This window comes from Paracoccus sp. NSM, assembly GCF_052379855.1.
Taxonomy (GTDB): domain Bacteria; phylum Pseudomonadota; class Alphaproteobacteria; order Rhodobacterales; family Rhodobacteraceae; genus Paracoccus.
Map to the genome: position 1 here is coordinate 1 of NZ_JBQTCG010000002.1, position 26,619 is coordinate 26,619.

Here is a 26,619-nt window from a genome sequence, read left to right on the forward strand (position 1 = left end):
ACTTCACATCGATAGTGGGTTCCGGCTCGGCCTTCGAGGCTTCCCCAAACACACCGGTCGCGCCCTCGAGCAGCTGATCGCGCCACTGCTTGATCTGGTTTGGATGAACGTCGAATTCCTGTGCCAACTCGATCAGGATCTTCTCGCCCTTGATCGCGGCTACTGCCACCTTCGCCTTGAATCCCGGGCTGTGGTTCCGGCGCGGTCGTCTTGCCATGGTCTTCTCCTCGATCGCAGCATCATGCTGCTGTTACGCGGAAAACCCACCTATCCAAGCTGTTCAAATTCCCGGAACCACCTCTCTCCGTCCGAGGATCGTCGATGGTCGAACTAGGACCCAACCCCTGAAGGGCTGGCCTGCGAACGCTGAGTCCAAAGGCAGCAGGTCAGTGGGCTTGCCCCTCGGGCGGGGGCATGTGTAGGTAAACCTCAACGTCACAACAACCGGAAGAAGGTCGATCGCCATGCGAATCTGTTCTGATCTGGCCGATGCGATCGGCAACACGCCCCTGATCCGTCTGAAGCGCGCCAGCGAGGAAACCGGCTGCGAGATCCTGGGCAAGGCCGAGTTCATGAACCCCGGCCAGTCGGTCAAGGACCGGGCTGCGCTCTATATCATCAAGGACGCGGTGGCGCGTGGTCTTCTCAAGCCCGGCGGCACCATCGTCGAAGGCACGGCGGGCAATACCGGAATCGGTCTGGCGCTGGTTGGCGCCTCGATGGGCTTTCGCAGCGTCATCGTGATCCCCGAGACGCAGAGCCAGGAAAAGAAGGACATGCTGCGTCTGGCCGGCGCGACCTTGGTCGAGGTTCCGGCGGCGCCCTACAAGAACCCCAACAACTATGTCCGCTATTCGGGCCGTCTGGCCGAGGCTCTGGCGCGGACCGAACCCAACGGCGCGATCTGGGCCAACCAGTTCGACAACGTCGCCAACCGACAGGCCCATATCGAGACGACCGGTCCCGAAATCTGGGACCAGACCCAGGGCCGCGTCGATGGCTTCACCTGCGCGGTGGGCTCGGGCGGCACGCTGGCGGGCGTGGCGATGGCGCTGGCCCCGCGCGGGGTCAAGATCGGTCTGGCCGATCCCGAGGGCGCGGCGCTGCATTCCTTCTATACGACCGGCGAATTCGACAGCCCGGGCTCGTCGATCACCGAGGGCATCGGCCAGGGCCGCATCACGGCGAACCTCGAGGGCTTCACCCCCGATTTCAGCTGGCGCATCCCGGACAGCGAGGCGCTGCCCATCGTCTTTGATCTGCTGGAACACGAAGGGCTGTGCCTTGGCGGTTCTTCCGGGATCAACGTCGCGGGCGCGATCCGCATGGCGCGCGAGATGGGGCCGGGCCACACGATCGTCACGATCCTGTGTGACTATGGAACCCGCTACCAGACGAAGCTGTTCAACCCGGAATTCCTGCGGGCCAAGGGGCTGCCGGTGCCGGAGTGGCTGACCCGCGGTGCGCCCTCGCTGCCCGAAGTTTACGAAGGGTGACAATGTTCCGATCTGTTCTTGCTGCGGCGCTGATGGTCCTGACCATGGCGCTGGCCTTTCCGCTTGCCGCCCAACAGCAGCAACAGGCGATCAACTACCAGACATGGGAGTTGGTCGCCGAACGGGCCGAGGACCTGATCGTCAACCCTCAGGCGACCGACGCACAGCTGGCCCAGACCCGCGCGCGGATCGTTGAATGGCGCGACCAGCTGCGGCAGGGGCAGAGCGTCAACGCCGAACGCATCGCGACCCTGCGCAGCCAGATCGACGCCCTCGGCGCCGCCCCCGCCGAAGGCGAGACCGAGGCCGAGGAAACCGCCGCGCGCCGTACCGAACTGAACCAGCAGCTTGCCACAGCGCAGGCCCCGCGCGTGGCCGCCGCCGAGGCGGTCAGCCGCGCCAATTCCGTGATCGCCCAGATCGACGAGGTGATCCGCCAGCGTCAGGCCCTGGAACTGACCAAGCAGACGCCCTCGCCGCTGCTGCCGGGGTCTTGGGCTCAGGCGGCCTCGGCCGGGCTGTCCCTGGCCGAGGGCGTGGGCGCCGAGATCGTCCTGCGCGAGGTCGGTCCCGAAACGATCACTGCCCTGCGGCCCAAGCTCCCCGCGGCCATCGCCTATCTTCTCGCCGCGCTGGCGCTGTTGACCTATGGTCGGGCCTGGGTCGATTCGCTGCCCTCGCGCCTCTCGGTCCGGGCCTCGGACCATTCGCGCGCGGTGCTGGCCTTCGTCACCTCGCTCGGCCAGATCGCGATTCCGATGATCGGGGTCGCGCTGCTGATCAACGCGCTGCAGGCGACAGGCCTGCCCGGTCCCTGGACGACGCCCTTCCTGAACGCGCTGCCCATGTCGGCGGTGATCCTGTTCGGCGGCATCTGGCTGGCGCGCTCGTTGTTTCCGCAGAAAGCGATCGCCTATACTTCGTTGCAGATGACCGAACAAGCGCGCGTCTCGGCGGGGCGGGTGGTCCGCGCCCTCGCGATCCTTTTCGCGGCTCATCACCTTCTGACCCGGGCCGCGCTGCCGCTGGCCGGGCTTTATGAACAGGGCGAGGCGCAGGTCAGCCGCGTGCCGCTGTTGTTCCCCGAGGCCGGGGCAGGGGTCTGGCATCTGGTGCTGATCACGCTGGCGGGTCTGGCGATGGTGCGGCTGGGCAATATCCTGCGCCGCCTGACGCGAGAAGCCGTGACGCAGGACCTGTCCTATCGCCATTGGGTCATGGCCTGGGCCGGCCGGCTGACGCGGATCATCGGGCCGCTGGCCATCGTGGTCACGGCGGCGGGCTATGTGAACCTGGGCAACCTGATGGTCTGGCCCTGGCTTCTGTCGCTGGCGCTGATCGCGCTGCTGATCCTGATGCAGGATTTCATCGCGGACCTTTTCTACCTGCTTCAGCGCGGGGCCGAAGGCGCCCGCGAGGGTCTGGCGCCGCTGCTGATCGGTTTTGCGCTGGTTCTGCTATCGATCCCGCTTTTCCTGGTGATCTGGGGCGCCTCGACCAGCGAGCTGGGCGAGTACTGGCAGCGCTTCCTTGCCGGTTTCAGCCTCGGCGGGGTCACGCTGTCGCCGGGCGCGGTGCTGATGCTGCTGATCGTCTTTGCGGTGGGCTACGGCATCACGCGCGCGGTGCAGGGCGTTTTCCGCAGCTCGATCCTGCCCAAGACGCGGCTGGACGCGGGCGGCCAGAATGCGGTCGTGGTGGGCCTTGGCTATGTCGGGATCTTCATCGCGGCGCTGATCGCCATCACCTCGGCGGGGATCGACCTGTCGGCCTTTGCCATCGTCGCGGGCGCGTTGTCGGTCGGCATCGGCTTTGGCCTGCAAAACATCGTGTCGAACTTCGTCAGCGGGATCATCCTGCTCATCGAACGCCCGGTCAGCGTGGGCGACTGGGTCAGTGCGGGCGGCCAGCAGGGCATCGTCAAGAACATCTCGATCCGCTCGACCCTGGTCGAGACCTTCGACCGGACCGAGGTGATCGTCCCGAACAGCGACTTCATCAGTCAGCCGGTCACGAACTGGACGCGCCACAACAAGATCGGGCGGATCATCATTCCGGTCGGCGTCGCCTATGGCAGCGACACACGCAAGGTCGAGCGTGTGCTGCGCGAGATCACCGAAGATCACCCTTTGGTTGCCATCGATCCCCCGCCCTCGATCCTGTTCCGGGCGCTTGGAGCCGATTCGCTGGACTTCGAAATCCGGGCGATCCTGGCCGATGTGGGCACCGGGCTTGGCGTCACCTCGGATCTGCTGCACGAGATCGCGCGCCGCTTTGCCGAGGAAGGGATCGAGATACCCTTCGCGCAGCGCGACATCTGGCTACGCAATCCGGAAGCCCTGCCTGGTCATCCCGGCCCCCGCGAAACCGCTCCCACGGCATTGGCGGGCCAGCCCGATCCGCGCATCGCCGCGGCGCGTCAGGAAACCGCCCGTGCCCTGCCTGCCGCGGATGACACCCCGGAGGCCGATCTGGACGCGCGCTAGGCGTCAGGCCGCGCCGCCGCTGATCCGGCTTGGCGCGGTCTCGACCGGGTCGCCGCTGCCGTCATCGGGCAGCCCCTCGCGCGACAGCATCACGGCGACGGGCCGCAGCCAGGGCACATGGGCGCAGACGATCATCAGCGCGACCATGATCGGCACGGCGAGAAACATCCCCGGAATGCCCCAGACCGCGCCCCAGAAGGCCAGCGACAGGATGATCCCGAAGCTGGACAGGCGCAGCGTCTGCCCCAGAAGCATCGGGTCCAGCACATTGCCGATCACGAATTGCACCAGCGTGATCGAGACGCCGATGATCGCGGTCACGGTCATGTCGCCGGTCAGCACGAAGACCAGGATTGTGGCGACGGCCGTCGCGATGATCGACCCGACCGAGGGGATGAAGTTCAGGATGAAGGTCAGGATGGCGACGGCCATTGCCAGTTCCAGACCCGCCGTGCGGAAGATCGCGTAGACCAGTACCGATGTGACCGCGCTGACCCCGGTCTTGACGACCAGATAGCGGTTCACGCGGTGCATGATCGACGAGATGATGCGCCGGACCTGCACGGCCTTGTCGGCATTCTCGGTCAGGCGCTCGACCTTCAGCGGGAACCAGACGCGCTCGGCGAACATGAAGCCTACGAACAGGATCACCAGCACGCTGCCCTGCAGGATGCCGCCCGCCTGTCCGGCCAGCGACCGGATCCAGCCGGTGATGTTGAAGTTCGTGATCGTGAGCATGATGCGTTCCTGCGCCTCGGGGCCCAGACGTTCGGTCAGGGCGGGCAGGGCGACCAGCGCGCGTTCTGCATAGGTGATCGACAGGAACACGATCTCGTTGACTTGCGCGACGATGGTGGTCGAGACCCACAGGATGCCAAGCGCGATGGCGATCAGCGCCAGCGTCGTGGCCAGCCAGTTCGGCACCTTGAGCCGGGTCGAGATCGCGTGGATCGCATCTGAGGTCAGCGAGAACAGGATGATCGCGATGGCCAGCGAGATCAGGATGAAGCGCGCCTGGACCAGCATGAACAGCAGCAGCGAAAAGGCGATGATGCCCAGAAATCCGGTTTGCAGCCGTTCGCGCAAAACCGATTCGTTCGATTGGTCCACGTCGCCCCTCGGGTGATGAAGAAAGCCCGGCCCGCGATGGGGCCGGGCCTATGGTGTCAGTCTTCCGACCCTTCGGTCAATGCCTCGCTATCGCCCTGTTCGGCGATCCGGGCCACCGAGACGACGACCTCGCCATTGGTGGTGTTGAACACCCTGACACCGCCCGCCGTGCGCGACCGGAAGCTGATCCCCTCCACCGGCACCCGGATCGACTGCCCGGTCGAGGTCGCCAGCATGATCTGGTCATCCGTCTCGACCGGGAAGGCCGCGACCAGATCGCCGCCGCGCATCGCGCGGTCCATCGCCATCACGCCCTGACCGCCGCGCCCGCGCACCGGGTAATCGTGGCTGGAGCTGATCTTGCCCGCCCCGCGCGCGGTGATGGTCAGGATCAGGTCCTCGGCCGCCGACATCTCGGCATAGCGTTCCTGGGTGATGCTGCCCTCGCTCGAAGCCTCTGCTGCTTCCTCGTCCTCGTCGGCCTCGGCGCCGTCATCCAGCGCGCCGGCGACCGCGCGGCGCATCTTCAGATAGGCGGCGCGCTCGGCCGGGTCGGCCTCGAAATGGCGGATCACGGCCATGCTGACGACGCTGTCGTCATCGCCCAGACGGATGCCGCGCACGCCGGTCGAATCGCGGCCCTTGAAGACCCGCACCGCCGTCGCCGGGAAGCGGATCGCACGGCCCTGCGCGGTCAGCAGCATCACGTCGTCGTCGATGGTCGCCATGCGTGCGCCGATCAGGCTGACGCCCTCGGGCAGTTTCATGGCGATCTTGCCGTTCGCGCGAACGCTGGTGAAGTCCGACAGCGCGTTGCGGCGCACGTCACCCTGCGAGGTGGCAAAGATGACCTGATAATTCTCCCATTCGGTATCGGGCGCATCGACCGGCATCAGCGCGGCGATGGAAACGCCCGGATCGATGGGCAGGATGTTCACGATGGCCTTGCCCTTGGCGGTCCGCCCGCCAAGCGGCAGCCGCCAGGTCTTGAGGCGATAGACCATCCCGTCGGTGGTGAAGAACAAAAGTTCGGTATGGGTGTTGGCGACAAACAGCGTGGTGACCACGTCGTCTTCCTTGGTCGCCATGCTGGACAGGCCCTTGCCGCCCCGGCGCTGGCTGCGGAACTCGGCCAGCGCGGTGCGCTTGATGTAGCCGCCCGAGGTGATGGTGACGACCATGTCCTCGCGTTCGATCAGGTCCTCGTCCAGCATGTCGCCGGACCAGTCCACGATCTCGGTGCGGCGCGGCACGGCGAAGAGGTCGCGCACCTCGCGCAGTTCGGCCGAGATGATGCCCATGATCCGCTCGCGCGAGGCGAGGATCGCAAGATAGTCGCGGATTGCATCGGCCAGCGATTGCAGTTCGTCGGTGACTTCCTTGACGCCGATCTGGGTCAGGCGTTGCAGGCGCAGGTCAAGGATGGCGCGGGCCTGGATCTCGGACAGGTTGTAGGTGCCGTCCTCGTTCACCGGGTGCAGCGGGTCGTCGATCAGGCGCAGATACTCGACGATCTCATGGGCGGGCCAGCGGCGTTCCATCAGCCGTTCGCGCGCCTCGGCGGCGTCGGCCGAGGACCGGATCGTTGCCACGACCTCATCGACATTGCTGACCGCGACGGCCAGACCGCACAGGACATGGCTGCGTTCGCGCGCCTTTCGCAGTTCAAAGGCGGTGCGGCGGGCGACGACCTCTTCGCGGAAGGTGATGAAGTGGCTCAGGAAATCGCGCAGGGCCAGTTGCTCGGGCTTGCCGCCGTTCAGCGCCAGCATGTTGCAGCCGAAGGTCGTCTGAAGCTGGGTGAAGCGGAACAGCTGGTTCAGCACCACATCCGGCGTCGCGTCGCGCTTGAGTTCCACGACCACGCGCACGCCATGACGGTCGGATTCGTCCTGGACCGAGGAAATCCCCTCGATCTTCTTTTCCTTGGCCAGTTCGGCGATCCGTTCGATCAGGGTGGACTTGTTCACCTGATAGGGGATCTCATCCACCACGATGGCGAAGCGGTCCTTTCTGGGTTCCTCGATATGGGTCTTGGCCCGGATCAGCACGCTGCCGCGCCCTTCCAGATAGGCCTTGCGCGCGCCCGAGCGGCCAAGGATCGTGGCGCCGGTCGGGAAATCGGGGCCGGGAATGATCTCCAGCAGGCGTTCGGTCGGCAGGTCGGGGTTCTCGATCAGCTCCAGCGTGGCGTCGATCACCTCGCCCAGATTGTGGGGCGGGATGTTGGTGGCCATGCCCACGGCGATGCCGCCCGCGCCGTTGACCAGCATGTTTGGAAAGCGCGCGGGCAGGACGGTCGGCTCGCGGTCCTTGCCGTCGTAGTTGTCCTGGAAATCGACCGTGTCCTTGTCGATATCCATCAGCAGGTAATTCGCCACCTTGTCCATGCGGACCTCGGTGTAGCGCATCGCCGCCGCCGCATCGCCGTCCATGGACCCGAAATTGCCCTGACCGTCCAGAAGCGGCAGCGACATCGAAAAGTCCTGCGCCATCCGCACCAGCGCGTCATAGATCGCGCTGTCGCCGTGGGGGTGGTATTTCCCCATCACGTCACCGACCGAGCGGGCCGATTTGCGATAAGGCTTGTCGGCGGTGTTGCCGCCCTCGTTCATCGCATAGAGGATGCGGCGATGCACCGGCTTCAGCCCGTCACGCAGATCGGGGATCGCGCGGCTGACGATGACCGACATCGCGTAATCCAGATACGAGGTCCGCATCTCGGAGGAAATGTCGATCACCGGCCCGTCGTGATGCATCACCACGCGCGTTTCGGCGGTGGTTTCCTCGCCGGTCTCGGGGGTTTCGGGCAGATCGTCTTCTGGGGTGTCGGCCACGGGTCGTCCTCAACATCTTGTTGGTCCGAGGTATAGCCGACAGGGGGGCGGGGGGCAATCTTGCCCCCGTCTTTTCAGCGCCTTGAATGGCGTTTCAGGCGGGTTTGTTACCCTTGCGCGCGGCCAGCAGCCACAGCCCCGCCAGACCCGCCGAGAGGATCGCGTTCCAGCCCGCCATCGAGATGCCCATGAACCGCCAGGCGACCTCGTCGCAGCGCACCACGGGGGCGGCCTGAAGGCGGGTCATCAGCTCGGCCGTGGACAGCTGCGCCAGGTCGCCGACGCCGCCCGAGCAATGCGCCGGACCCTGCCACCAGCCGATCTCGACCCCGACATGGTAAAGCGCAAGCCCCATCGCCGCGCCGGCCGCGATCATGCCCAGAACCGCCAGCGCCCGCACCCGGCCCGTCAGCCAGACCAGCCCCGCCACGGCGACAGCCGCCACATGCGGCCAGCGTTGCAGGATGCACAATTCGCAAGGCGCATAGCCCGCCGCCTGAAAGCCAAGCGCGGCGATCAGCAGGAAACCCGAGCCCGCCCCGGCCAGAAGAGAAAGCTGCGTGCCGTTCATAGAACCCCCAGGACCAGAAAGCCGCCGATCAGGCAGGCCATGAAGATGGTGAACACCAGGCCCAGCCGCCGCTCGATGAAGTCGCGGATCGGCTCGCCGAAGCGCCACAGAAGGCCCGCGACGATGAAGAAGCGCAGCGCCCGGCCCAGGATCGAGGTGGCGATGAACAGCGGCAGCGAAAAGCCCACCGCGCCCGAAAAGATCGTGATGACCTTGAAGGGGAAGGGCGTCACCGCCGCGATCAGCACCGCCCAGCCGCCATGCAGCGCGAATTGCGCGGTCAGGCTCGCATAGGCGTCCTCCTTGCCATAGGCGGTCAGCACCCACTGGCCGACGCTGTCCATCAGCGCCGCGCCGATCCAGTAGCCCAGCAGCGCCCCCAGCACCGAACCCGCCGTGCAGATCGTCGCGATGATTAGCGCGCGGGCGCGCTGGGCCAGCACCATCGGGATCATCAGCACGTCCGGCGGGATCGGAAAGACCGAGCTTTCGACGAAGCTGACCCCGAACAGGGCCGCATCGGCGCGGGGATGGCCGGCAAGGCCCATGGTCCAGTCGTAAAGCCTGCGCAGCATCGTGCCCCTCGGATTATCGTTGCAAGGGTCATCCCGCCTGCCAGCCGCGAGGTCAAGCCCCTCGGCCTGGCGCTCGCATGGGCGTGATGCGGGAACATCGGACGCACCAGCTGCGTTAAAGGACGTGTCGGGACCGCGTGGGGCGGGACGTTTTGCCACTGGCGCGGCCCGAGGCAATATGACACGTTCAAAATCGTGCGGTCCGTGCCGATCTTCGGGCCAAGACGGAGGTTTCGATGACCCTGATTGCACTGACCCTGATCGGAACGCTGACGGCGTTCGCCATCACCCTGCGGCTGGCGGCACCGCGCCCGCGCCCGGTCCCTGTCCGGATCGAACGCAAGCGGCGCCGCTGAGTCCGGTCATCGCGGCAGGCGCGGGGCGCGGCCCTGATCCAGCGTCGCCCAGTCGGGCCAAAGCCCCAGCCATTCGATCAGCACGACCAGCAGCGCGAGGCCGATCACGGCAAGGACCAGCCGCACCGTCCGCGCACTTGGCGGGTTTCGCGCCCATTTCACCGCCCTGAGCAGCCACACCATGTTGTTCATGCCAGCCCCTCGCTGTAATCCCGGGTCGAATTCGAACCAGACGCCGCGCTGAAACACAAGAGACCGCCTTGCCCCACCATCAGGACAGCCGCGACCTGCCCTATACGGCCCGCCAGATGTACGATCTGGTCGCGGATATCGAAAGCTATCCCCAGTTCCTGCCCTGGAACAGCGCTGCGCGCATCCGGTCGCGCCGGCCCACCGCCGAGGGCGCCGAAGAGATCGCCGCCGATCTGGTGATCAGCTTCAAGGTCTTTCGCGAACGCTTCGGCAGCCGCGTGCTGCTATGGCCCGAGGATGACCAGCAGAAATTGCGGATAGACACCGAATATCTGGATGGCCCTTTCAAGCACATGCGCAGCGGCTGGACCTTTGTCGACCGTCCGGAAGGCGGCTGTCATGTCGATTTCTTCGTGGATTTCGAATTCCGCAACGCTATCCTGCAGAAGCTGATCGGCGTGGTCTTTCACGAGGCCATGTCCCGTATCGTGCGCGCCTTCGAGGATCGCGCACGCAAGCTTTATGGAGGGGACCCTCAAGCATGACCCGACTGACAGAGACCCGCGAACCTGACATGATGCCGGCCAAGATCATCTATGCGCTCTATGCGCTTGGCTATTTCTCGGCCATTCCGTCGTTGATCGGGGTGGTCTACGCCTATATCGCGCGCGGCGGCAGCGAGGTCGCGGACAGCCATCTGACCTTCCAGATCCGTACCTTCTGGATCAGTCTCGCCATCGGCCTGCTGGCGATGATCACGATGGTTGTGGGCATCGGCTTTCTGATCTGGGTGTTTCTGGCCGTCTGGGGCGTGATCCGGGTGATTTCCGGTTTCCTTCTGGCCAATGAGAGCCGCCCGATCACCGGCACCCGCTATTGGGGCATGATGGCCTATTGAGGGATGTGCCAGTGCCGGAATCGAAAAGGGCCGCCCGTCCGGGGCGGCCCTTTTGCTGTCTCAGGCTGCGGCGTCGCGCAGGGCCTCGGCCCGGTCGGTGCGTTCCCAGCTGAAGGCCGTGGCCCCGGCCAGCGCATAGGGCTGGCGCCCGAAATGGCCATAGCTGGCCGTCGGGCGATAGATCGGGTGCAGCAGGTCCAGCTCGCGGATGATGGCGAAGGGGCGCAGGTCGAAGACGCGGCGCACGGCGGCCACGATCCGTTCCACCGGCACCGTCTCGGTGCCAAAGCAGTTGAGGCTGATCGAGGTCGGCTCGGCCACGCCGATCGCATAGCTCACCTGGATTTCGCAGCGCGTCGCAAGCCCGGCGGCGACGATGTTCTTGGCGACCCAACGCCCCGCATAGGCCGCCGAGCGGTCCACCTTGGACGGGTCTTTCCCCGAAAAGGCGCCGCCGCCGTGTCGGGCCATGCCGCCATAGCTGTCCACGATGATCTTGCGCCCGGTCAGGCCGCAATCGCCCACCGGCCCGCCGATCACGAACTTGCCGGTCGGGTTGATGAAGAACTTGGTGTCCGCCGACAGCCATGCGGCGGGCAGGACCGGCTTGATGATCTCTTCGATCACGGCCTCGCGCAGGTCGGCCAGCGCAATCTCGGGGTTGTGCTGGGTGGACAGGACCACGGCGTCGATCGCCTCGGGGCGGCCATCGGCGCCGTAGCGCATGGTGATCTGCGACTTCGCGTCGGGCCGCAGCCAGGGCAGGGTGCCGTCGCGGCGCACCTTGGCCTGACGTTCCACCAGCCGGTGGGCATAGGTGATGGGCGCAGGCATCAGCACGTCGGTCTCGTCCGAGGCATAGCCGAACATCAGCCCCTGATCGCCCGCGCCCTGTTCCTCCAGGTTTTCGCGGTCAACGCCCTGGTTGATCTCGGGGGATTGCTTGCCGATGATGTTGATCACCGAACAGGTCGCGCCGTCGAAGCCCACATCGCTGCTGGTATAGCCGATATCGTTGATCACGCCGCGCACGATGGATTCCAGATCCACCCAGGCTCTGGTCGTGATCTCGCCCGAGATGATCGCCACGCCGGTCTTGACCATGGTCTCGCAGGCGACGCGGGCACGCGGGTCCTCGGCCAGGATGGCGTCCAGAATGGCGTCGCTGATCTGGTCGGCGATCTTGTCAGGATGGCCTTCGGACACGGATTCCGAGGTGAAGGTCGTGTATTCGGTCATGCGCTCAATACCGGTAATGATCGGATTTGAAGGGGCCTTCCGGCGTCACGCCGATATAGGCGGCCTGTTCGGGCGACAGGGTCGACAGCTTCGCGCCGATCTTCTCCAGATGCAGGCGGGCGACCTTTTCGTCCAGCGCCTTGGGCAGAATGTAGACGCCGGGCTTGTAGTCGTCGCCCTTTGTCCACAGCTCGATCTGGGCCAACACCTGATTGGTGAAGCTGGCCGACATCACGAAGGACGGATGGCCCGTCGCGTTGCCCAGGTTCAGCAGGCGCCCCTGCGAAAGCAGGATGATGCGATTGCCCGAGGGCATCTCGATCATGTCCACCTGGTCCTTGATGTTGGTCCATTTGTGGTTGCGCAGGGCCGCGACCTGAATTTCGTTGTCGAAATGGCCGATATTGCCGACGATGGCCATGTCCTTCATCTCGCGCATATGCTCCAGCCGGATCACGTCGCGGTTGCCGGTGGTGGTGATGAAGATGTCGGCGGTCGCCGCCACATCCTCCAGCGTCACGACCTCGAACCCGTCCATCGCGGCCTGCAGCGCGCAGATCGGATCGACCTCGGTCACCTTCACGCGCGCGCCCGCGCCTTGCAGCGAGGCGGCGGAACCCTTGCCCACATCGCCATAGCCGCAGACGACGGCGACCTTGCCCGCCATCATCACGTCGGTCGCGCGGCGGATGCCATCGACCAGCGATTCCTTGCAGCCGTATTTGTTGTCGAATTTCGACTTGGTCACGCTGTCGTTCACGTTGATCGCCGGGAAGGGCAGCTGGCCGTTCTTCATCAGGTCATACAGGCGGTGGACACCGGTTGTCGTCTCCTCCGACACGCCGACGATCTGGTCGCGCATCTTGGTGAACCAGCCGGGCGATTGCGCCATCCGCTTGGCGATCTGGGCCTTGATCACGGCCTCTTCGTCGGATTGCGGGACGGGGATGATCTCTTCCCCGGCCTCGGCGCGCGCGCCTAGCAGGACATAGAGCGTCGCATCGCCGCCATCGTCGAGGATCAGGTTGGGGCCTTCGGGGAACTGGAACGACCGATCCAGGTAATCCCAATGCTCTTCGAGGCTCTGGCCCTTGATCGCAAAGACCGGCACGCCCGCCTTGGCGATAGCGGCCGCCGCATGGTCCTGGGTCGAATAGATGTTGCACGAGGCCCACCGCACATCCGCGCCAAGCGCGGTCAGCGTCTCGATCAGGACGGCGGTCTGGATGGTCATGTGCAGGCTGCCCACGATCCTGGCGCCGGCCAAGGGTTTCTTGTCGCCATATTCGGCCCGCAGCGCCATCAGGCCCGGCATCTCGGTCTCGGCGATGTCCAGTTCCTTGCGGCCGTAATCGGCCAGCGCGATGTCCTTGATGATGTAATCGGTCACGGGTGCTGCTTTCCATCTTTTCCGGGCGTGGGGACGGACATAACCCAAGGGTCGGTGCGCCGAAAGGGGCTATTCCGTCGCGCAGGGCTGCTGAAGGTCTGGGTGCCGCCCGCTCAGGGCCTGCTGCTGCGTGCCATCCTCAGAACGAAGTCGCGCATCATCCGTTTCGCGGCGCCAAGCCCGTCCGTTGCGTCCAGACGCCCGTCCACGATCATGCTGGCCGCGCCCATCGCGAAACAACGCGACGAGAGGACCAGCATCTCGATATCTTCGCGCGGATGAAGGCGACCCTGATCGCGTGCGCGCAGCAGAAGCCGCGACATCAGCTCGTTCAGGCTGTCCACATAGCGGCGCAGCCGGGGCACGGTTCGGTAATCCAGCCGCCGGGTGTCCGCCAGCAGGCGGAACTGCGCGGGATGTCGGCTGGCCCATTCCAGATAGGCCTCGCCGATGGCGGTGAACTGCGCCACGGGGTCTTCGGGGTCGACCTTGACCACCGCGCGGGTGCAATCGTCGATGAGGATCGTCAGGGATCGCTCGATGGCGGCGATCAGCAGATCCCGACCTTCGGAAAAGGCGGGGTCGATACTGCCCTTGGGCACGTCGATCAACGCGACCACCTGCGCCAGCGACGGCACCTGGCCCAGGCTGTCGGTCAGTTGCAGCGAGGCGGCCATGGCGCGCTCGTGCAAGGATGCCGTCTGCCGTGGGAAGCTGTTTGTCATCATGCCCCTGACCATCCCGTGACTCGGTTGAACAAGCAAACGCGACGACAGGAAAAAACCGAAAACCAAGCAGTACGAAAATGGGGTCTCGCCGCGCGCTTGACAAGGCCAAGTTGGCGCCCGGGCGGCGGTGTCACGGACTGCGGGCCGAATCTTTGCTTATTGTCCGGGCAAGAAATTGAGCAGACAAATCAGCGCCTTGCCTCAATGCGAATTCCCCGGCCCGTCAGAACGGCCCGGGGAATGCTTCAAGTTCTAGTCAATCAGGCGTCCGCGCGCGATTGGCGCTTGCGCTCATGCGGGTCCAGATAGCGTTTGCGCAGGCGGATGTTCTTGGGCGTGACCTCGACCAGTTCGTCGTCGTTAATATAGGCGATGGCCTCTTCCAGCGACATGCGGACCGGGGGCGTCAGGCGCACGGCCTCGTCCGTGCCCGAGGCGCGCACGTTGGTCAGCTTCTTGCCCTTCAGCGGGTTCACTTCCAGGTCGTTGTCGCGCGAGTGTTCGCCGATGATCATGCCGGTATAAAGCTGTTCCTGCGCGCCGATGAACATCTTGCCGCGCTCTTCCAGGTTCCACAGCGCATAGGCGACCGAAACGCCGTTCTCCATGCTGATCAGAACGCCCTGACGGCGGCCCTGGATCGCGCCCTTGTAAGGCGCCCAACCGTGGAAGATGCGGTTCAGCACGCCGTTGCCGCGCGTGTCGGTCATGAACTCGCCCTGATAGCCGATCAGGCCGCGGGCGGGGACATGGGCGATGATGCGGGTCTTGCCGACGCCTGCGGGGCGCATGTCGACCAGATCGCCCTTGCGCTCTCCGGTCAGCTTTTCGATCACGACGCCGGTATATTCGTCATCGACGTCGATGATGACCTCTTCGATCGGCTCCATGCGCTGGCCGTTCTCTTCCGAAAAGATCACGCGCGGGCGCGAGATCGACAGTTCGAACCCCTCGCGGCGCATGTTCTCGATCAGCACGCCCATCTGCAATTCGCCGCGACCCGAGACGACGAAGGCCTCGCCGCCCGGCGTATCCTCGACCTTGATGGCCACGTTGACCTCGGCCTCGCGCATCAGGCGCTCGCGGATGACGCGGCTTTGCACCTTCTTGCCGTCCTGACCGGCCAGCGGGCTGTCATTGATGCCGAAGGTGACGCTGATGGTCGGCGGATCGATAGGCTGCGAGGGCAGGGCGGTGTCCACCTCGGGCGCGCAGAGCGTGTCGGCCACGGTCGCCTTGGACATACCGGCGATGGTCACGATGTCACCGGCCTCGGCCACATCGATCGGGGTCTGGGTCAGGCCGCGGAAGGCCAGGATCTTGCTGATGCGGAACTGCTCCAGCCGCTCGCCATCGCGCGACAGCGCCTTGAGCGTGTCGCCTGCCTTGGCAGTGCCCGCCTCGACCCGGCCGGTCAGCAGGCGGCCCAGGAAGGGGTCGGCGCCAAGCGTGGTGGCCAGCATCTGGAACGGCTCGGCCGCGCGCTCGACCTGCTTGGGCGGCTGCACGTGCTTCAGGATCAGGTCGAACAGGGCCGACATGTCCTTGCGCTCGCCGTCCAGCGTCGCGTCGGCCCAGCCGCCGATCCCCGAGGCATAGACATGCGGGAAGTCCAGCTGTTCGTCATTGGCGCCAAGGTTGGCGAACAGATCGAACACGTCGTTCAGCACATCGTCCGGCTCGGCTGCGGGCTTGTCGACCTTGTTCAGCACCACGATGGGGCGCAGGCCAAGCGCCAAGGCCTTCGAGGTCACGAACTTGGTCTGCGGCATCGGGCCTTCGGCGGCATCGACCAGCAGGCAGACGCCATCGACCATCGACAGGATGCGTTCGACCTCGCCGCCGAAATCGGCGTGGCCGGGCGTGTCCACGATGTTGATGCGCGTGCCCTTCCATTCGACCGATGTCGCCTTGGCAAGGATCGTGATGCCGCGCTCGCGTTCGATGTCGTTGCTGTCCATCGCGCGTTCCGCGACGGCCTGATTCTCGCGGAAGGCCCCCGACTGGCGCAGCAGCTGATCGACGAGAGTCGTCTTGCCGTGGTCGACGTGGGCGATGATGGCGATGTTGCGGATATCCATGGCGGCCTTCTTTGCAATTCGCGGCTGCCCTAGCGGATGTGGGCTGCAAAGGCCAGTGACAATTCGAAAACGGGCCCCGGTCACGCGACCGAAGCCCGCCTGAAGGGCTATTTTTTGCGCGCGGGCTGTGCAGCGGCCCGCGCCGTCGGCGCCTCAGCGCAGTCCCAGGAAGGACAGCACGAAAATGACGACGACGACAAGGCCGATGATGTAGATGATCGAATTCATGGTATTTCCTTCTTCGGTTGGTCCGGCCCGTCGGGCGCGGCAGGCACAGATGTCTGTTCTGTGATGCCAACAACCGGACCGGCCTGCGGGTTCCTGCCCCGCGCGACGGCGCGCGCCGGTGGCGGGGACCCGCCGTCCGGGCCTAGTCGATCCGCCGGGGCGCGGCGCGCAGCCAGTCCAGCCCTTGGGTTGTCAGGGCGCGGGGCGTGTATTCGGCGCCGACCCAGCCGTGATAGACCCATTCGTCCAGCAGCTGGAAAAAGGCCGGATAATCGATCGCGCCCTGATCCGGCCCCTTGTCGTCAGGCTCTTGCCGTCCGGGATGACCCGCGATCTGGACATGCCGCACCAGAGGCGCCACGCGATGCCAGCAGGCCATCATGTCGCCGGTGATCGCCTGCGCGTGATAGGCGTCGAACTGCAGCCCCAGATTATGCGCCGCGACGATGTCGATGATCTCGAGTGCCTGATCGTAGTTCGACAGGAACGAGCCCGGCATGTCATCGGTGTTGTTCGGCTCGATGGTCAGGCTGGCATGGGGGGCGCGTTCGACCGCCCATTTCAGGTTCTCGATCAGGACGCGATGGGCCTCGGGGCCCTCGGCGCGGCCCGCCATCAGGTGGATGTGGCGCACGCGCAGCGCCTCGGCCACGCGCAGGCTGCGTTCGAAATCGCGCCGGAACCGCTCCTCGAGGCCCGGCACAGCGGCGAAGCCGCGCGGCCCGCCAGTCCAGTTCGGGGGCGGGGCATTGATCAGCACGATCTCCATGCCTGCGGCGATGGCGGCGCGCGACAGATCGCGCGTGGCCAGATCATAGGGGAACAGGATCTCGACCCCTTCGAACCCGGCCTCGGCCGCGGCGGAGAAGCGTTCAAGCATCGGCAATTCGGTGAACAGCACCGACAGATTGGCTGCGAAACGCGGCATGATCAGGGCTCCAGCGCGAAGAACCGGCCCTGCGAGGTGACGCCCGCACGGCCCTGTTCGCCCTCGGACGCGGCGGCGGCCAGCCGGTAGAAGGTCTTGCGGTCGATCAGCGCCTCGAGACCCGCGCGTACATGCAGATAGGGCCGGGGCTGATCCGCCGAACCGCGCAGGATGATCGCGTGATCCGGCCCCGCGACGACCGTGTCCCCGACATTGGTGACGAAGGTGATCGCGTCAGGCGCGATGGTGGCGTCCACGGCGACGAAGGGCGCATCCTCGACCCGGATGCCGACCTTCTCGACCGGGGTGACAAGGAAATAGCGGTCGCCCTCGCGCTTGAGGATGGTCGAGAACAGCCGCACCATCGCCGGGCGCCCGATGGGCGTGCCGTTGTAGAACCAGCTGCCGTCGGCGCGGATCTCCATGTCCAGATCACCGCAGAAAGGCGGGTTCCACAGGTGGACAGGCGGCAATCCGCCAGCCTTGCCGGCCAGTCGCGCAGCTTCGGCCAGGGCCTCGGCCGATGTCGGCGCCCTCACGCTTTTGTCACCCTCTTGCGCCATTCTGTCTGGTTGCCTCCCGTCATCCTGTTATGTTGGCATAAAGCAGCGAAAGGGCATTGTCATGTCGTCGGACGAAAATCTCGTGGTCGAGGTAAACGCGCTGGCCGCCTTGCTGGCCGATGCGCGCGACGCGACCGAACGCCGCTTTGTCGGCCAGCACGCCGTGGTCGAACAGGTTCTGGCCGCGATCCTTGCGGGCGGCCATGCGCTGCTGGTGGGCCAGCCCGGTCTGGGCAAGACGATGCTGGTCGATACGCTGGCCACGGTGCTGGGTCTGGACAGCCAGCGCATCCAGTTCACCCCCGACCTTATGCCCGCCGACATCCTCGGCTCCGAGGTTCTGGATGCCCGCCCCGATGGCAGCCGCGCCTTCCGCTTCATCGAGGGGCCGGTCTTCACCCAGCTTCTGATGGCCGACGAGATCAACCGCGCCAGCCCCCGCACGCAATCCGCGCTGCTGCAGGCCATGCAGGAACGCGAGGTCACGATCAGCGGCCAGCACCGCCCGCTTGGGCGCCCCTTTCACGTGCTGGCTACCCAGAACCCGATCGAGCAGGAGGGCACCTATCCCCTGCCCGAGGCGCAGCTGGACCGTTTCCTGCTGCAGATCGACGTGGGCTATCCCGACCGCGCGACCGAGCGCGAAATCCTGCTGGCCACGACCGGGCTGGAAGAGGGCGCGCCCCATGCCGTCTTCACCCCCGAGACCCTGCTGGCCGCGCAGCGCCTGATCCGCCAGATGCCCGTGGGCGAGGCCGTGGTCGAGGCGATCCTGGATCTTGTCCGCGCCGCCCGGCCCGGCGCGCCCGAAACGGCCGCCTTCGTGAACGACGCGCTGGTCTGGGGTCCGGGGCCGCGCGCGGCGCAAGCGCTGATGCTGGTGACGCGGGCGCGTGCCGTGCTGCACGGGCGTTTCGCGCCCACGCTGGATGATGTCGTGGCGATGGCCCCGCCCGTCCTGCGGCACCGCATGGCGCTGTCCTTCGCCGCCCGCGCGCGTGGCGAGACGCTGGACGCCGTGATCGCCCGCCTTCTGGCCGAGCGCGTGGGCCAGTTGCGCGCCGCATGAGCCCGCAGCCGCCCGCCAGCGCCGCCGAGCTTCGCGCCCGCGCCGAGACCGCGGGCCTGCACCTGCCCGGCCTGATCCTTGCCGCCGAGCAGTTGGCCGCGCAGGTCTCGCCCGGCGCGCATGGGCTGCGCCGCGCCGGTCCGGGCGAGGATTTCTGGCAATACCGCCCGGCCTCGTCCAGCGACGGGCTGCGCGCGATCGACTGGCGCCGCTCGGCCCGGTCGGATCAGGAATTCGTCCGCGACCGCGAGGCGCAGACCGCCCAGACCGCCGCGATCTGGGTCTCGGGCGGACAGGGCATGGCCTTTTCGGGTGCCCCCGACCGCGCCACCAAGGCCGACCGCGCGCGTCTGCTGGCGTTGGCGCTGGGCATGCTGATGCTGCGCGGGGGCGAGCGGGTGGGCCTGCTGGGCCAGAACGCCCGCAGCGGCCGCCTTCAGGCCGAACGTCTGGCCGAGGCGCTGACCGCCGCGCCCGGCTCCGAGGCCGATGCCGACGCGCCCGATCCGGGCGCGCTGCGGCCCCATCAGCGCGTGGTCCTGATCGCGGATTTCCTGGCTGAACCCGACTGGCTGCCGGGCTTTCTGGCGCAGGCGGCGGGTCTGGGCACGACCGGGGTGATCTTGCAATTGCTGGACCCCGACGAGGAAAGCTTTCCCTATCACGGCGCGGTCATGTTCCGGTCCCAATCAGGCGCTTTGCGTCACGAAAGCCGCGATGCGGGCGGGCTGCGGGGCGCCTATCTGGCGCGGCTGGCGGAACGGCGCGACTGGCTGGCCGCGCAGGCGGGGGCCGCGGGCTGGCTTGTCGCGCATGCCTCGACCGGCGACGCGCCTGCGGGCAGCCTGACCGCACTCTGGCAGATGATGGGGCGCTGATGCTGCTTCTGGGTCCGATCGGCTTTGCCGCGCCCTGGGTCCTGACGGCGCTGGTCGCGCTGCCGGTCCTGTGGGTCATCCTGCGCGCGATCCCGCCCGCGCCGCAGCGCGTGACCTTTCCGGGTGTCGCGCTGCTGGCGGGTCTGGCCGATCGCAGCACGACCGCGCGGCGCACGCCCTGGTGGCTGCTGCTGATCCGGCTTCTGGCGGTGGCGGCGCTGATCCTGGCCTTTGCCGGTCCGGTCTGGCGGCCCGCGCCGCTGCTGCCGGCCTCGGGGCCGCTTCTGGTGGTGATGGATGCGGGCTGGGGCGCCGCGCCCGACTGGCCCACGGGGCAGGCCCGCGCCGAACGCGCCCTGACCGAGGCCGCGGGCGCAGGCCGACCTGCCGCGCTGCTGATGGCCGACGGGCGCGACGGGGCGCAGGCCTTGCGCTTCCAGCCCGCCGACAGCCTGCTGGCGCGGCTGCGCGGGGCGCGGCCCGGCGCCTTCCCCTCGGCACTGCCCGACGATCCGGGGCCTGCGCTGTCGGACCTGCCGCCCGGCGCGCTGTCTGTCCTGTGGCTGTCGGACGGGCAGGATCACCCCACGCGCGCGGCATGGTTTCAGGCGCTGGACGGGCTGGGCGATGTGACCGTCGTGCCGCCTGCCCCTGGGCTGGGCGCGCTGACGCTGGAACCCGGTCCCGACGCGCCGGTCCTGCGCCTTCACGGCGAGGGCGCGGCGGTGTTGGCCATCGGCCCCGACCCGCAGGGGATCGAACGCGAACTGGCCCGCCTGATCCCCGGCGCCCCCGATGCGGGCAGCCGTCCCGTCGCGCTGGACCTGCCGCCCGAACAGCGCAACCGCGTCACCCGCTTTCAGATCGAGGGCGCCAGCCATGCCGGGGCGGTGGTTCTGGCCGATGACAGCGTGCGGCGGCGCAAGGTGGCGCTGGTCGGTGACATGGCCGGGCAGGTCGAGGGCCAGCAGCTTCTGTCGCCCGCCCATTACGTCCGGCAGGCGCTGGCCCCCTCGGCCGATCTGATCGAGGGCGGTCTGGGCGACGTTCTGGACGCCGCGCTCGATGTCGTGATCCTGATCGATCAGGTGCAACTGTCAGAGATCGGCGAACTGGCCGAATGGGTGGATCGCGGCGGGCTGCTGATCCGCTTTGCCGGGCCGCGCATGGCGGGCTACGACCGCCTGACCGATGAATTGCTGCTGCCCGTCCCGCTGCGTCAGGGCGGGCGCGACATTGGCGGTGCGCTGAGCTGGGGCGATCCGCGGGGGCTGGCGCCCTTTGCGCGCGACGGTGTGTTCGGCGGCCTGACCCCTCCGGATGACGTGACCATCCGCGCGCAGCTGATGGCGCAGCCCGGCCCCGATCTGGCCGAGCGCACGATTGCCACCCTGTCGGACATGACGCCCCTGGTCACGCGCGACCGCTTTGGGCAGGGGCAGGTCGTGCTGTTCCATGTTTCGGCCAATCCCGAATGGTCGAACCTGCCGCTGTCGGGCCTCTTCGTCGAGATGCTGACCCGCCTTGTCGCCACCGCCCGCAGCGCCCCCGCGACCGAAAGCGATCCGCGCGAGGCGCCCTTCTGGACGCCGCAGGTCGTGCTGGACGGTTTCGGCCGCGCCCTGCCGCCCGAAGGGCTGTCGCCGGTCGCCGCCGATGATCTGGCGCGCGGCCCCGCCCATGACCGCCCCGCCGGGATCTATGCGGCGGGCGAGCGTGTGCAGGCGCTGAACGCGGGCGCGCCGATCGTCCCTGCCGAATGGCCCGGCGCCCGGATCGAGGATGCGGGCGCGGGGCAGGGGCTTGGCCTGCGCGGCCCGCTGCTGGCTTTGGCGGCGCTGTTGATGGCGCTGGATGCGCTGGCCTCGGCCTTTGCGGCGCGGGGCGGGCGGATCGCCGCCGCGCTGCTGGCCGGTCTGATCCTGACCGCGCCACCCCCCGCGCAGGCTCAGGATCTGGACCCCGACCTGATGCGTGCGGCGGGCGAGGTCGCGCTGGCCTATGTCGTGACCGGCGATCCAGATGTGGACCGCGCCTCGGAACGCGGGCTCTGGGGGCTGTCTCTCGCCCTGCGCCAGCGCAGTTCGGTCGAGCCGGGCCGCCCCATCGGCGTGGATCTGGAAACCGACGACCTGTCGCTGTTGACCTTTCTCTACTGGCCCGTGACCGACAGCCAGCCCATGCCCGGCCCGCGCGCCTATCTGCGGTTGAACGCGTTCCTGAGATCCGGGGGGATGATCCTCTTCGACACGCGCGACGGCGATCTGACGGGGGTGGGCGGGCCGGACATGTCGGGTCCGCTTCGCCGTCTGGCCTCGCCTCTGGACATCCCACCGCTGGCGCCGGTGCCTGATGATCACGTCCTGACGCGCACCTTTTACCTGCTGGGTGATTTTCCGGGCCGCTGGATGGGCAATGCGGTCTGGGTCGAGGCCCCGCCCGTCGGCGCCGAGATCGAGGCCGGGATGCCCTTTCGTCAGCTGAATGACGGCGTGACGCCGGTGGTGATCGGCGGCAATTCCTGGGCCGAGGCCTGGGCCATCGACGATAACGGCGCGCCGCTCTATCCCATCGGCCGGGGATGGGAAGGGGAACGCCAGCGCGAGATGGCCTATCGCTTCGGGATCAACCTGATCATGTATGTGCTGACCGGGAACTACAAATCCGATCAGGTCCACGTGCCCGAATTGCTGGAACGCCTGCGGACAGAGGAGATCCCGTCCCGATGACCGCCCTGCGCTTCGATCCGGCCCTGCCCTGGTGGGCGATTGCGGCACTGGCTGCGCTGGCGGTGCTGGTCGCGGGCTTCGCGCTGTGGCGGGGTCTGCGCGGCTGGGGCTGGCGGGGCCTTGCCGGTCTGGCCGCCGCGCTGGCGCTGGCCGGTCCCGCGCTTGAGACCGCGACCCGCAACGCCCTGTCCGACATCGTGATCCTGGTCGAGGACCGCTCGGCCAGTCAGGACCTGCCGGGCCGCGCCGCGCAGATGGACGAGGCCGCCGAGGTGCTGGCCCGGGCCGCCTTGGCGCTGCCGGGCACCGAACTGCGCCGCGTGACGCTTGGCGACGATCCCGACGGCACGCTTCTGGGCGCGGAACTGGCCCGCGCCGTCGCCGCCGAGCCCGCCGAAAGGCTGGCCGGGGTGATCGCCCTGACCGACGGGCGCCTGCATGACGCGCCGATGCTGCCCGAGACCCTGCCCGCGCCGCTGCATGTCCTGCTGACGGGCCAGCCCGAGGATTGGGACCGCCGCCTGGTCATCGAGGAAGCCCCCGCCTTCGGCCTGATCGGGCAAGAGATCCAGATCCGTTTGCGGATCGAGGATCAGGGCCGCGTCCCCCCCGGTCCGGGGGCGACCGCCACGCTGCGGATTTCTCTGGACGGCGAGGAACCGCTGGTCGTCTCGGTCCCGGTGGGGGTGTCGATGACGCTGCCGGTCACGTTGGGTCATGCGGGCCAGAACGTCGTGCAGATCGTCATGGACGCGCCCGAGGCCAGCCCCCCGGAACTGACCGACCGCAACAATGCCGCCGCCATCAGCATCAACGGCGTGCGCGACCGGCTGCGCGTGCTGCTGGTCTCGGGCGAGCCTCATGCGGGGGAACGCACCTGGCGCAACCTGCTGAAATCGGATGCGGCGGTGGACCTGATCCACTTCACCATCCTGCGCCCGCCCGACAAGTTCGACGGCGTTCCGGTCAACGAGCTGTCGCTGATCGCCTTTCCCACGCGCGAGCTGTTTTTGGAACGGATCGAGGATTTCGACCTGATCATCTTCGACCGCTACCGCGTGCGCGGCATCCTGCCGCCCGATTATTACCGCAACATCGCCCGCTATGTCGAAAACGGCGGTGCGATCCTTGTCGCGGCTGGGCCGGAAATGGCGGGGGTCGAAAGCCTCAACCGTTCGCCTCTGGGGCCGGTCCTGCCCGCTCGCCCGACGGGACGGGTGATCGACGCGCCCTATCTGCCGACGCTGACCGATGACGGTCGGCGCCACCCCGTCACGGCAGGTCTGGGCGGTTCCGACACCCCCGAATGGGGCCGCTGGCTGCGCCTGTCCGAGACCGTGCCCGAGCCCGGCGCGCAGGTCGTGATGACCGGGGCCGAGGACGCGCCGCTGCTGATCCTCAACCGCGTGGGCGAGGGGCGCGTGGCGCTGCTGACATCCGATCAGGTCTGGCTCTGGGGGCGCGGCTTCGAGGGCGGCGGCCCGCAGCTGGAATTGCTGCGCCGCATCGCGCATTGGTCGATGAAGGAACCCGAGCTGGAGGAAGAGACCCTGCTGGCCGATGTCTCGGGCAGCGATCTGGTCCTGACCCGGCGTTCCATGGCCGAGACCGCGCCGCCTTTGACCGTGACCCGCCCCGATGGCGGCACCGAGGAGATCGCGCTGACCCCCGACGGACCGGGCCGCTTTACGGCGCGCTGGACCGCGCCCGAGGCGGGGCTATACCGGCTGGATGACGGGCAGGTGCGCCGCGTCGTGGCCATCGGCCCGCGCGCGCCGCGCGAATTCGAGGAAACCGTCGCCGCCGCGCCGCTGCTGGAGCCTCTGGTCGCGGCGTCGGGCGGATCGGTGCAGCGCCTTTCCGACGGCGTGCCGGACCTGCGCCAGATCCGCCCGGGCCGCCGCGCCGAGGGCCGCGCGATCTCCGGGCCGTGGATCGGCGTCACGCCCCGCGACGCCGCCAGCGTCACCGGGCTGGAGCGCCGCCCGCTGCTGCCCGGGTGGGCCTGGCTGGGTCTGATCGCCGGGCTGATCCTGACGGGCTGGCTGCGCGAGGGCGGTCGTCTGGGCCGCCGGGCGCCGGCATAAGGGGGCCGTGCTTGCCAAGGCACGGCCCGATTGGTAACCCCTTGGGCAACGCCCCGTCCGGGGCCGGAAAGCCCCGAAGGAACGCAAATGGCTGACGCAACGCGCAATCCCGCCCCTTATACCGAGGCCGATCTTTCGCTGATCAAGCGGATCATTCCCCATCGCTACCCCTTCCTGTTCATCGACAAGGTGCGCGACATCGTGCCCTTCGAAAGCGCGGTGGGGATCAAGATGGTCACCTGCAACGAGCCGCATTTCCAGGGCCATTTCCCCGCCCAGCCGATCATGCCGGGCGTGACCATCGTCGAGGCGATGGCTCAGACCTCGGCCGTGGTCGTGGGGATCAGCCTTGATGTGGTGGACAAGCCCCTGCTGACCTATTTCATGGGCATCGACGCCTGCAAGTTCCGCCGCATGGTCGTGCCGGGCGACGTTCTGGAACTGCACGTCACCGTCAAGCGCGCGGGCGGCAAGATCTGGAAGTTCCGCGGCGAGGCCAAGGTTGACGGCCAGATGGCCGCCGAGGCCGAATTCACCGCGATGATGGATCTCAAGACCGATGGCTGAGACCCGCATCCACCCCATGGCCGTGGTCGAACCCGGGGCCCAGATCGGCGAGGGCGTCCAGATCGGCCCCTTCTGCGTGGTCGGCCCCAAGGTGCGGCTGGGTGACGGGGTGGTGCTGAAATCCCATGTCGTCGTCGCGGGCGACACCTCGATCGGACCCGAGACGGTCGTCTTTCCCTTCGCCTCGATCGGCGAGGTGCCGCAGGACCTGAAGTTTCAGGGCGAAAGCACGCGGCTGGTGATCGGCGCGCGTAACCGGATCCGCGAACATGTGACGATGAACCCCGGCACCGAAGGCGGCGGCGGACTGACGCAGGTCGGCGATGACGGGCTGTTCATGGCAGGCAGCCACGTGGCGCATGATTGCATGATCGGGGATCGGGTGATCCTGGTGAACCATGCCTCGGTCGCGGGGCATTGTGTGCTGGGCGATGACGTGATCGTGGGCGGGCTGTCGGGCGTGCATCAATGGGTGCGGATCGGGCAGGGCGCGATGATCGGCGCGGTCACGATGGTCACGGCGGACGTGATCCCGCATGGTCTGGTGCAGGGGCCGCGCGGGCATCTGGACGGGCTGAACCTGGTGGGCCTCAAGCGCCGGGGCGCCTCGCGCGCCGAGATTTCGGAACTGCGCGCGCTTCTGGGCGATCTGGCGCAGGGCTCGTTCCGCGACACGGCGCGGGCGCGGCACGACACCAGCACCGGCCGCACGCGCGAGGTGCTGGACTTCATCCTCGGCCCCTCGGATCGCAGCTTCCTGACGCCGCGTCCCGCAAGCGAGGCCCGATGACCCGCACCGCCATCATCGCCGGCGAGGGGCGGCTGGCCCCTCTGGTCGCCGCCGCGCTGGACGCGCCCCTTGTCCACGCGCTGGAGGGCTTCGCGCCCCCGATCCCCGCCACCCCCTTTCGGCTGGAACGTCTGGTGCCGTTTCTGGATCACCTGCTGGATCAGGGCGTCAGCCGGGTGGTCTTTGCCGGCGCCGTCCGCCGCCCGCGTCTGGACCCCGAGGCCTTTGATCCGCGCACCGCGCAACTGGTCCCGCGCATCCTTCAGGCGATGCAGTCGGGAGACGATGCGGCGCTGCGGACGGTCCTTGAAATATTTGAGGAGCATGGTCTAAGTATCTCCTCTGTCGCGGAAATCTGCCCCGATCTGGTCCCCGGACCGAGTGTGCTGACGGGTGAGCCATCGCCCCATGACCGCCGCGACGCGGCGCGCGCGGCCGAGATCCTTGCCGCCACCGGCGCGCTGGATCTGGGACAGGGCTGCGTGGTGGCGCAGGGCCTTTGCCTTGCGCTGGAAACCCTGCCCGGCACGGCGGCGATGCTGGATTTTGCGTCCCGTCATGCGGGTCTGCGGCCCGATCCGAACGGGGCGCGGGGCGTCTTTTACAAGGCGCCGAAACCCGGACAGGATCGCCGCATCGACCTGCCCACCCTTGGCCCCGACAGCGTGACCCAGGCCGCGCGCGCGGGCCTTGCCGGCATCGCATGGGAAGCGGGCGGCGTCATCCTGCTTGACCGCGAGGAAGCTCTGCGCCGCGCCGAAGCAGAGGGGCTGTTTCTCTGGGCATGCCCGCCCGCTGCGGCGTGAAGGGCTGGCCTGTCC

The 26,619-nt window shown here is 67.5% G+C and carries 22 protein-coding genes and 2 pseudogenes; 12 read left to right on the plus strand and 12 right to left on the minus strand.

Going from position 1 to position 26,619, the window contains the following annotated elements:
- On the minus strand, positions 1–217 hold a 217-nt coding region (locus ACTZWU_RS03075), incomplete at its 3' end, for a transposase (RefSeq protein ID WP_444735895.1).
- A gap of 247 nt (positions 218–464) precedes the next feature.
- On the opposite strand from ACTZWU_RS03075, the gene ACTZWU_RS03080 reads away from it, so the two are divergent.
- Both ACTZWU_RS03080 and ACTZWU_RS03085 read left to right on the plus strand, forming a co-directional pair.
- Positions 465–1,496, plus strand: coding sequence for a cysteine synthase A (locus ACTZWU_RS03080; RefSeq protein WP_444735896.1), 1,032 nt, complete (start codon positions 465–467; stop codon positions 1,494–1,496).
- 2 nt (positions 1,497–1,498) lie between these two features.
- On the plus strand, positions 1,499–3,982 hold the full coding sequence (locus tag ACTZWU_RS03085; RefSeq protein ID WP_444735897.1) for a DUF3772 domain-containing protein: 2,484 nt from the start codon (positions 1,499–1,501) through the stop codon (positions 3,980–3,982).
- Between the two features lie 3 nt (positions 3,983–3,985).
- Here the strand turns inward: ACTZWU_RS03085 and ACTZWU_RS03090 are convergent, their stop codons facing one another.
- From ACTZWU_RS03090 to ACTZWU_RS03110, 5 genes are all read right to left on the minus strand, one after another.
- A complete protein-coding gene (locus ACTZWU_RS03090) occupies positions 3,986–5,092 on the minus strand; it encodes an AI-2E family transporter (protein WP_444735898.1) in 1,107 nt (368 codons plus the stop codon).
- Positions 5,093–5,148: 56 nt separating this feature from the next.
- A complete protein-coding gene (gene gyrA, locus ACTZWU_RS03095) occupies positions 5,149–7,851 on the minus strand; it encodes a DNA gyrase subunit A (RefSeq protein ID WP_444736412.1) in 2,703 nt (900 codons plus the stop codon).
- A gap of 172 nt (positions 7,852–8,023) precedes the next feature.
- Positions 8,024–8,500 carry a disulfide bond formation protein B gene (locus ACTZWU_RS03100; protein WP_444735899.1) on the minus strand — a complete coding sequence of 159 codons (477 nt, stop codon included), beginning with the start codon at positions 8,498–8,500 and terminating at the stop codon, positions 8,024–8,026.
- Positions 8,497–9,075, minus strand: a complete 579-nt coding sequence (locus tag ACTZWU_RS03105) for a YqaA family protein (protein WP_444735900.1) — start codon at positions 9,073–9,075, stop codon at positions 8,497–8,499. The genes ACTZWU_RS03100 and ACTZWU_RS03105 overlap by 4 nt, the downstream gene beginning before the upstream one ends.
- A 362-nt stretch (positions 9,076–9,437) precedes the next feature.
- Complete coding sequence (locus ACTZWU_RS03110; protein ID WP_444735901.1) at positions 9,438–9,623, minus strand: hypothetical protein; 186 nt, start codon at positions 9,621–9,623, stop codon at positions 9,438–9,440.
- A gap of 68 nt (positions 9,624–9,691) precedes the next feature.
- Between ACTZWU_RS03110 and ACTZWU_RS03115 the strand changes: the two genes are divergently transcribed.
- Both ACTZWU_RS03115 and ACTZWU_RS03120 read left to right on the plus strand, forming a co-directional pair.
- A complete protein-coding gene (locus ACTZWU_RS03115) occupies positions 9,692–10,168 on the plus strand; it encodes a type II toxin-antitoxin system RatA family toxin (RefSeq protein ID WP_444735902.1) in 477 nt (158 codons plus the stop codon).
- Positions 10,165–10,521: a DUF4870 family protein gene (locus ACTZWU_RS03120; RefSeq protein ID WP_444735903.1), complete on the plus strand. Its 357-nt coding sequence runs from the start codon at positions 10,165–10,167 to the stop codon at positions 10,519–10,521. The genes ACTZWU_RS03115 and ACTZWU_RS03120 overlap by 4 nt, the downstream gene beginning before the upstream one ends.
- Positions 10,522–10,581: 60 nt before the next feature.
- Here ACTZWU_RS03120 and metK read toward each other — a convergent pair whose 3' ends face one another.
- From metK to ACTZWU_RS03150, 6 genes are all read right to left on the minus strand, one after another.
- Positions 10,582–11,760 (minus strand): methionine adenosyltransferase, encoded by a 1,179-nt coding sequence (gene metK, locus ACTZWU_RS03125; protein WP_444735904.1) that lies wholly within the window; start codon positions 11,758–11,760, stop codon positions 10,582–10,584.
- Positions 11,761–11,764: 4 nt separating this feature from the next.
- Entirely contained in the window at positions 11,765–13,150 is a 1,386-nt protein-coding gene (gene ahcY / locus ACTZWU_RS03130; protein ID WP_444735905.1) for an adenosylhomocysteinase, read from the minus strand.
- Between the two features lie 113 nt (positions 13,151–13,263).
- On the minus strand, positions 13,264–13,875 hold the full coding sequence (locus ACTZWU_RS03135; RefSeq protein ID WP_444735906.1) for a TetR-like C-terminal domain-containing protein: 612 nt from the start codon (positions 13,873–13,875) through the stop codon (positions 13,264–13,266).
- Positions 13,876–14,138: 263 nt separating this feature from the next.
- A complete protein-coding gene (gene typA, locus ACTZWU_RS03140; RefSeq protein ID WP_444735907.1) occupies positions 14,139–15,959 on the minus strand; it encodes a translational GTPase TypA in 1,821 nt (606 codons plus the stop codon).
- 370 nt (positions 15,960–16,329) lie between these two features.
- Entirely contained in the window at positions 16,330–17,115 is a 786-nt protein-coding gene (locus ACTZWU_RS03145) for a hydroxypyruvate isomerase family protein (RefSeq protein ID WP_444735908.1), read from the minus strand.
- 2 nt (positions 17,116–17,117) lie between these two features.
- A complete protein-coding gene (locus tag ACTZWU_RS03150; protein WP_444735909.1) occupies positions 17,118–17,678 on the minus strand; it encodes a DUF1285 domain-containing protein in 561 nt (186 codons plus the stop codon).
- 61 nt (positions 17,679–17,739) lie between these two features.
- Here ACTZWU_RS03150 and ACTZWU_RS03155 point away from each other — a divergent pair, with 61 nt between their 5' ends.
- From ACTZWU_RS03155 to ACTZWU_RS03190, 8 genes and pseudogenes are all read left to right on the plus strand, one after another.
- Positions 17,740–18,747, plus strand: coding sequence for an AAA family ATPase (locus tag ACTZWU_RS03155; protein ID WP_444735910.1), 1,008 nt, complete (start codon positions 17,740–17,742; stop codon positions 18,745–18,747).
- Positions 18,744–19,625 (plus strand): DUF58 domain-containing protein, encoded by an 882-nt coding sequence (locus ACTZWU_RS03160; protein WP_444735911.1) that lies wholly within the window; start codon positions 18,744–18,746, stop codon positions 19,623–19,625. The genes ACTZWU_RS03155 and ACTZWU_RS03160 overlap by 4 nt, the downstream gene beginning before the upstream one ends.
- Positions 19,625–19,870, plus strand: a pseudogene (locus ACTZWU_RS03165) (BatA domain-containing protein); the annotation flags it as partial. The gene ACTZWU_RS03160 and the pseudogene ACTZWU_RS03165, both read left to right, overlap by 1 nt.
- A gap of 1,761 nt (positions 19,871–21,631) precedes the next feature.
- Positions 21,632–22,354, plus strand: a pseudogene (locus tag ACTZWU_RS03170) (DUF4159 domain-containing protein); the annotation flags it as partial.
- Positions 22,351–24,441, plus strand: a complete 2,091-nt coding sequence (locus ACTZWU_RS03175) for a glutamine amidotransferase (RefSeq protein ID WP_444735912.1) — start codon at positions 22,351–22,353, stop codon at positions 24,439–24,441. The pseudogene ACTZWU_RS03170 and the gene ACTZWU_RS03175, both read left to right, overlap by 4 nt.
- A gap of 87 nt (positions 24,442–24,528) precedes the next feature.
- Positions 24,529–25,008, plus strand: coding sequence for a 3-hydroxyacyl-ACP dehydratase FabZ (gene fabZ / locus ACTZWU_RS03180; RefSeq protein WP_444735913.1), 480 nt, complete (start codon positions 24,529–24,531; stop codon positions 25,006–25,008).
- Complete coding sequence (lpxA, locus tag ACTZWU_RS03185; RefSeq protein WP_444735914.1) at positions 25,001–25,798, plus strand: acyl-ACP--UDP-N-acetylglucosamine O-acyltransferase; 798 nt, start codon at positions 25,001–25,003, stop codon at positions 25,796–25,798. The genes fabZ and lpxA overlap by 8 nt, the downstream gene beginning before the upstream one ends.
- Complete coding sequence (locus tag ACTZWU_RS03190; RefSeq protein WP_444735915.1) at positions 25,795–26,604, plus strand: LpxI family protein; 810 nt, start codon at positions 25,795–25,797, stop codon at positions 26,602–26,604. The genes lpxA and ACTZWU_RS03190 overlap by 4 nt, the downstream gene beginning before the upstream one ends.
- The last annotated feature ends 15 nt before the right edge of the window (positions 26,605–26,619 follow it).

Excerpts from the sequence above, each read along its gene's own strand:
- ACTZWU_RS03120 (WP_444735903.1), top strand. The coding sequence starts at position 10,165 with ATGACCCGACTGACAGAGACCCGCGAACCTGACATGATGCCGGCCAAG.
- ACTZWU_RS03150 (WP_444735909.1), bottom strand. The coding sequence starts at position 17,678 with ATGGCGCAAGAGGGTGACAAAAGCGTGAGGGCGCCGACATCGGCCGAG.
- lpxA (WP_444735914.1), top strand. The coding sequence starts at position 25,001 with ATGGCTGAGACCCGCATCCACCCCATGGCCGTGGTCGAACCCGGGGCC.
- gyrA (WP_444736412.1), bottom strand. The coding sequence starts at position 7,851 with ATGCATCACGACGGGCCGGTGATCGACATTTCCTCCGAGATGCGGACC.
- ACTZWU_RS03190 (WP_444735915.1), top strand. The coding sequence starts at position 25,795 with ATGACCCGCACCGCCATCATCGCCGGCGAGGGGCGGCTGGCCCCTCTG.
- ACTZWU_RS03080 (WP_444735896.1), top strand. The coding sequence starts at position 465 with ATGCGAATCTGTTCTGATCTGGCCGATGCGATCGGCAACACGCCCCTG.
- ACTZWU_RS03100 (WP_444735899.1), bottom strand. The coding sequence starts at position 8,500 with ATGAACGGCACGCAGCTTTCTCTTCTGGCCGGGGCGGGCTCGGGTTTC.
- ACTZWU_RS03110 (WP_444735901.1), bottom strand. The coding sequence starts at position 9,623 with ATGAACAACATGGTGTGGCTGCTCAGGGCGGTGAAATGGGCGCGAAAC.
- ACTZWU_RS03105 (WP_444735900.1), bottom strand. The coding sequence starts at position 9,075 with ATGCTGCGCAGGCTTTACGACTGGACCATGGGCCTTGCCGGCCATCCC.
- ACTZWU_RS03175 (WP_444735912.1), top strand. The coding sequence starts at position 22,351 with ATGACCGCCCTGCGCTTCGATCCGGCCCTGCCCTGGTGGGCGATTGCG.
- fabZ (WP_444735913.1), top strand. The coding sequence starts at position 24,529 with ATGGCTGACGCAACGCGCAATCCCGCCCCTTATACCGAGGCCGATCTT.
- metK (WP_444735904.1), bottom strand. The coding sequence starts at position 11,760 with ATGACCGAATACACGACCTTCACCTCGGAATCCGTGTCCGAAGGCCAT.
- ACTZWU_RS03135 (WP_444735906.1), bottom strand. The coding sequence starts at position 13,875 with ATGACAAACAGCTTCCCACGGCAGACGGCATCCTTGCACGAGCGCGCC.
- ACTZWU_RS03155 (WP_444735910.1), top strand. The coding sequence starts at position 17,740 with ATGTCGTCGGACGAAAATCTCGTGGTCGAGGTAAACGCGCTGGCCGCC.
- ACTZWU_RS03160 (WP_444735911.1), top strand. The coding sequence starts at position 18,744 with ATGAGCCCGCAGCCGCCCGCCAGCGCCGCCGAGCTTCGCGCCCGCGCC.
- ACTZWU_RS03145 (WP_444735908.1), bottom strand. The coding sequence starts at position 17,115 with ATGCCGCGTTTCGCAGCCAATCTGTCGGTGCTGTTCACCGAATTGCCG.
- ACTZWU_RS03085 (WP_444735897.1), top strand. The coding sequence starts at position 1,499 with ATGTTCCGATCTGTTCTTGCTGCGGCGCTGATGGTCCTGACCATGGCG.
- typA (WP_444735907.1), bottom strand. The coding sequence starts at position 15,959 with ATGGATATCCGCAACATCGCCATCATCGCCCACGTCGACCACGGCAAG.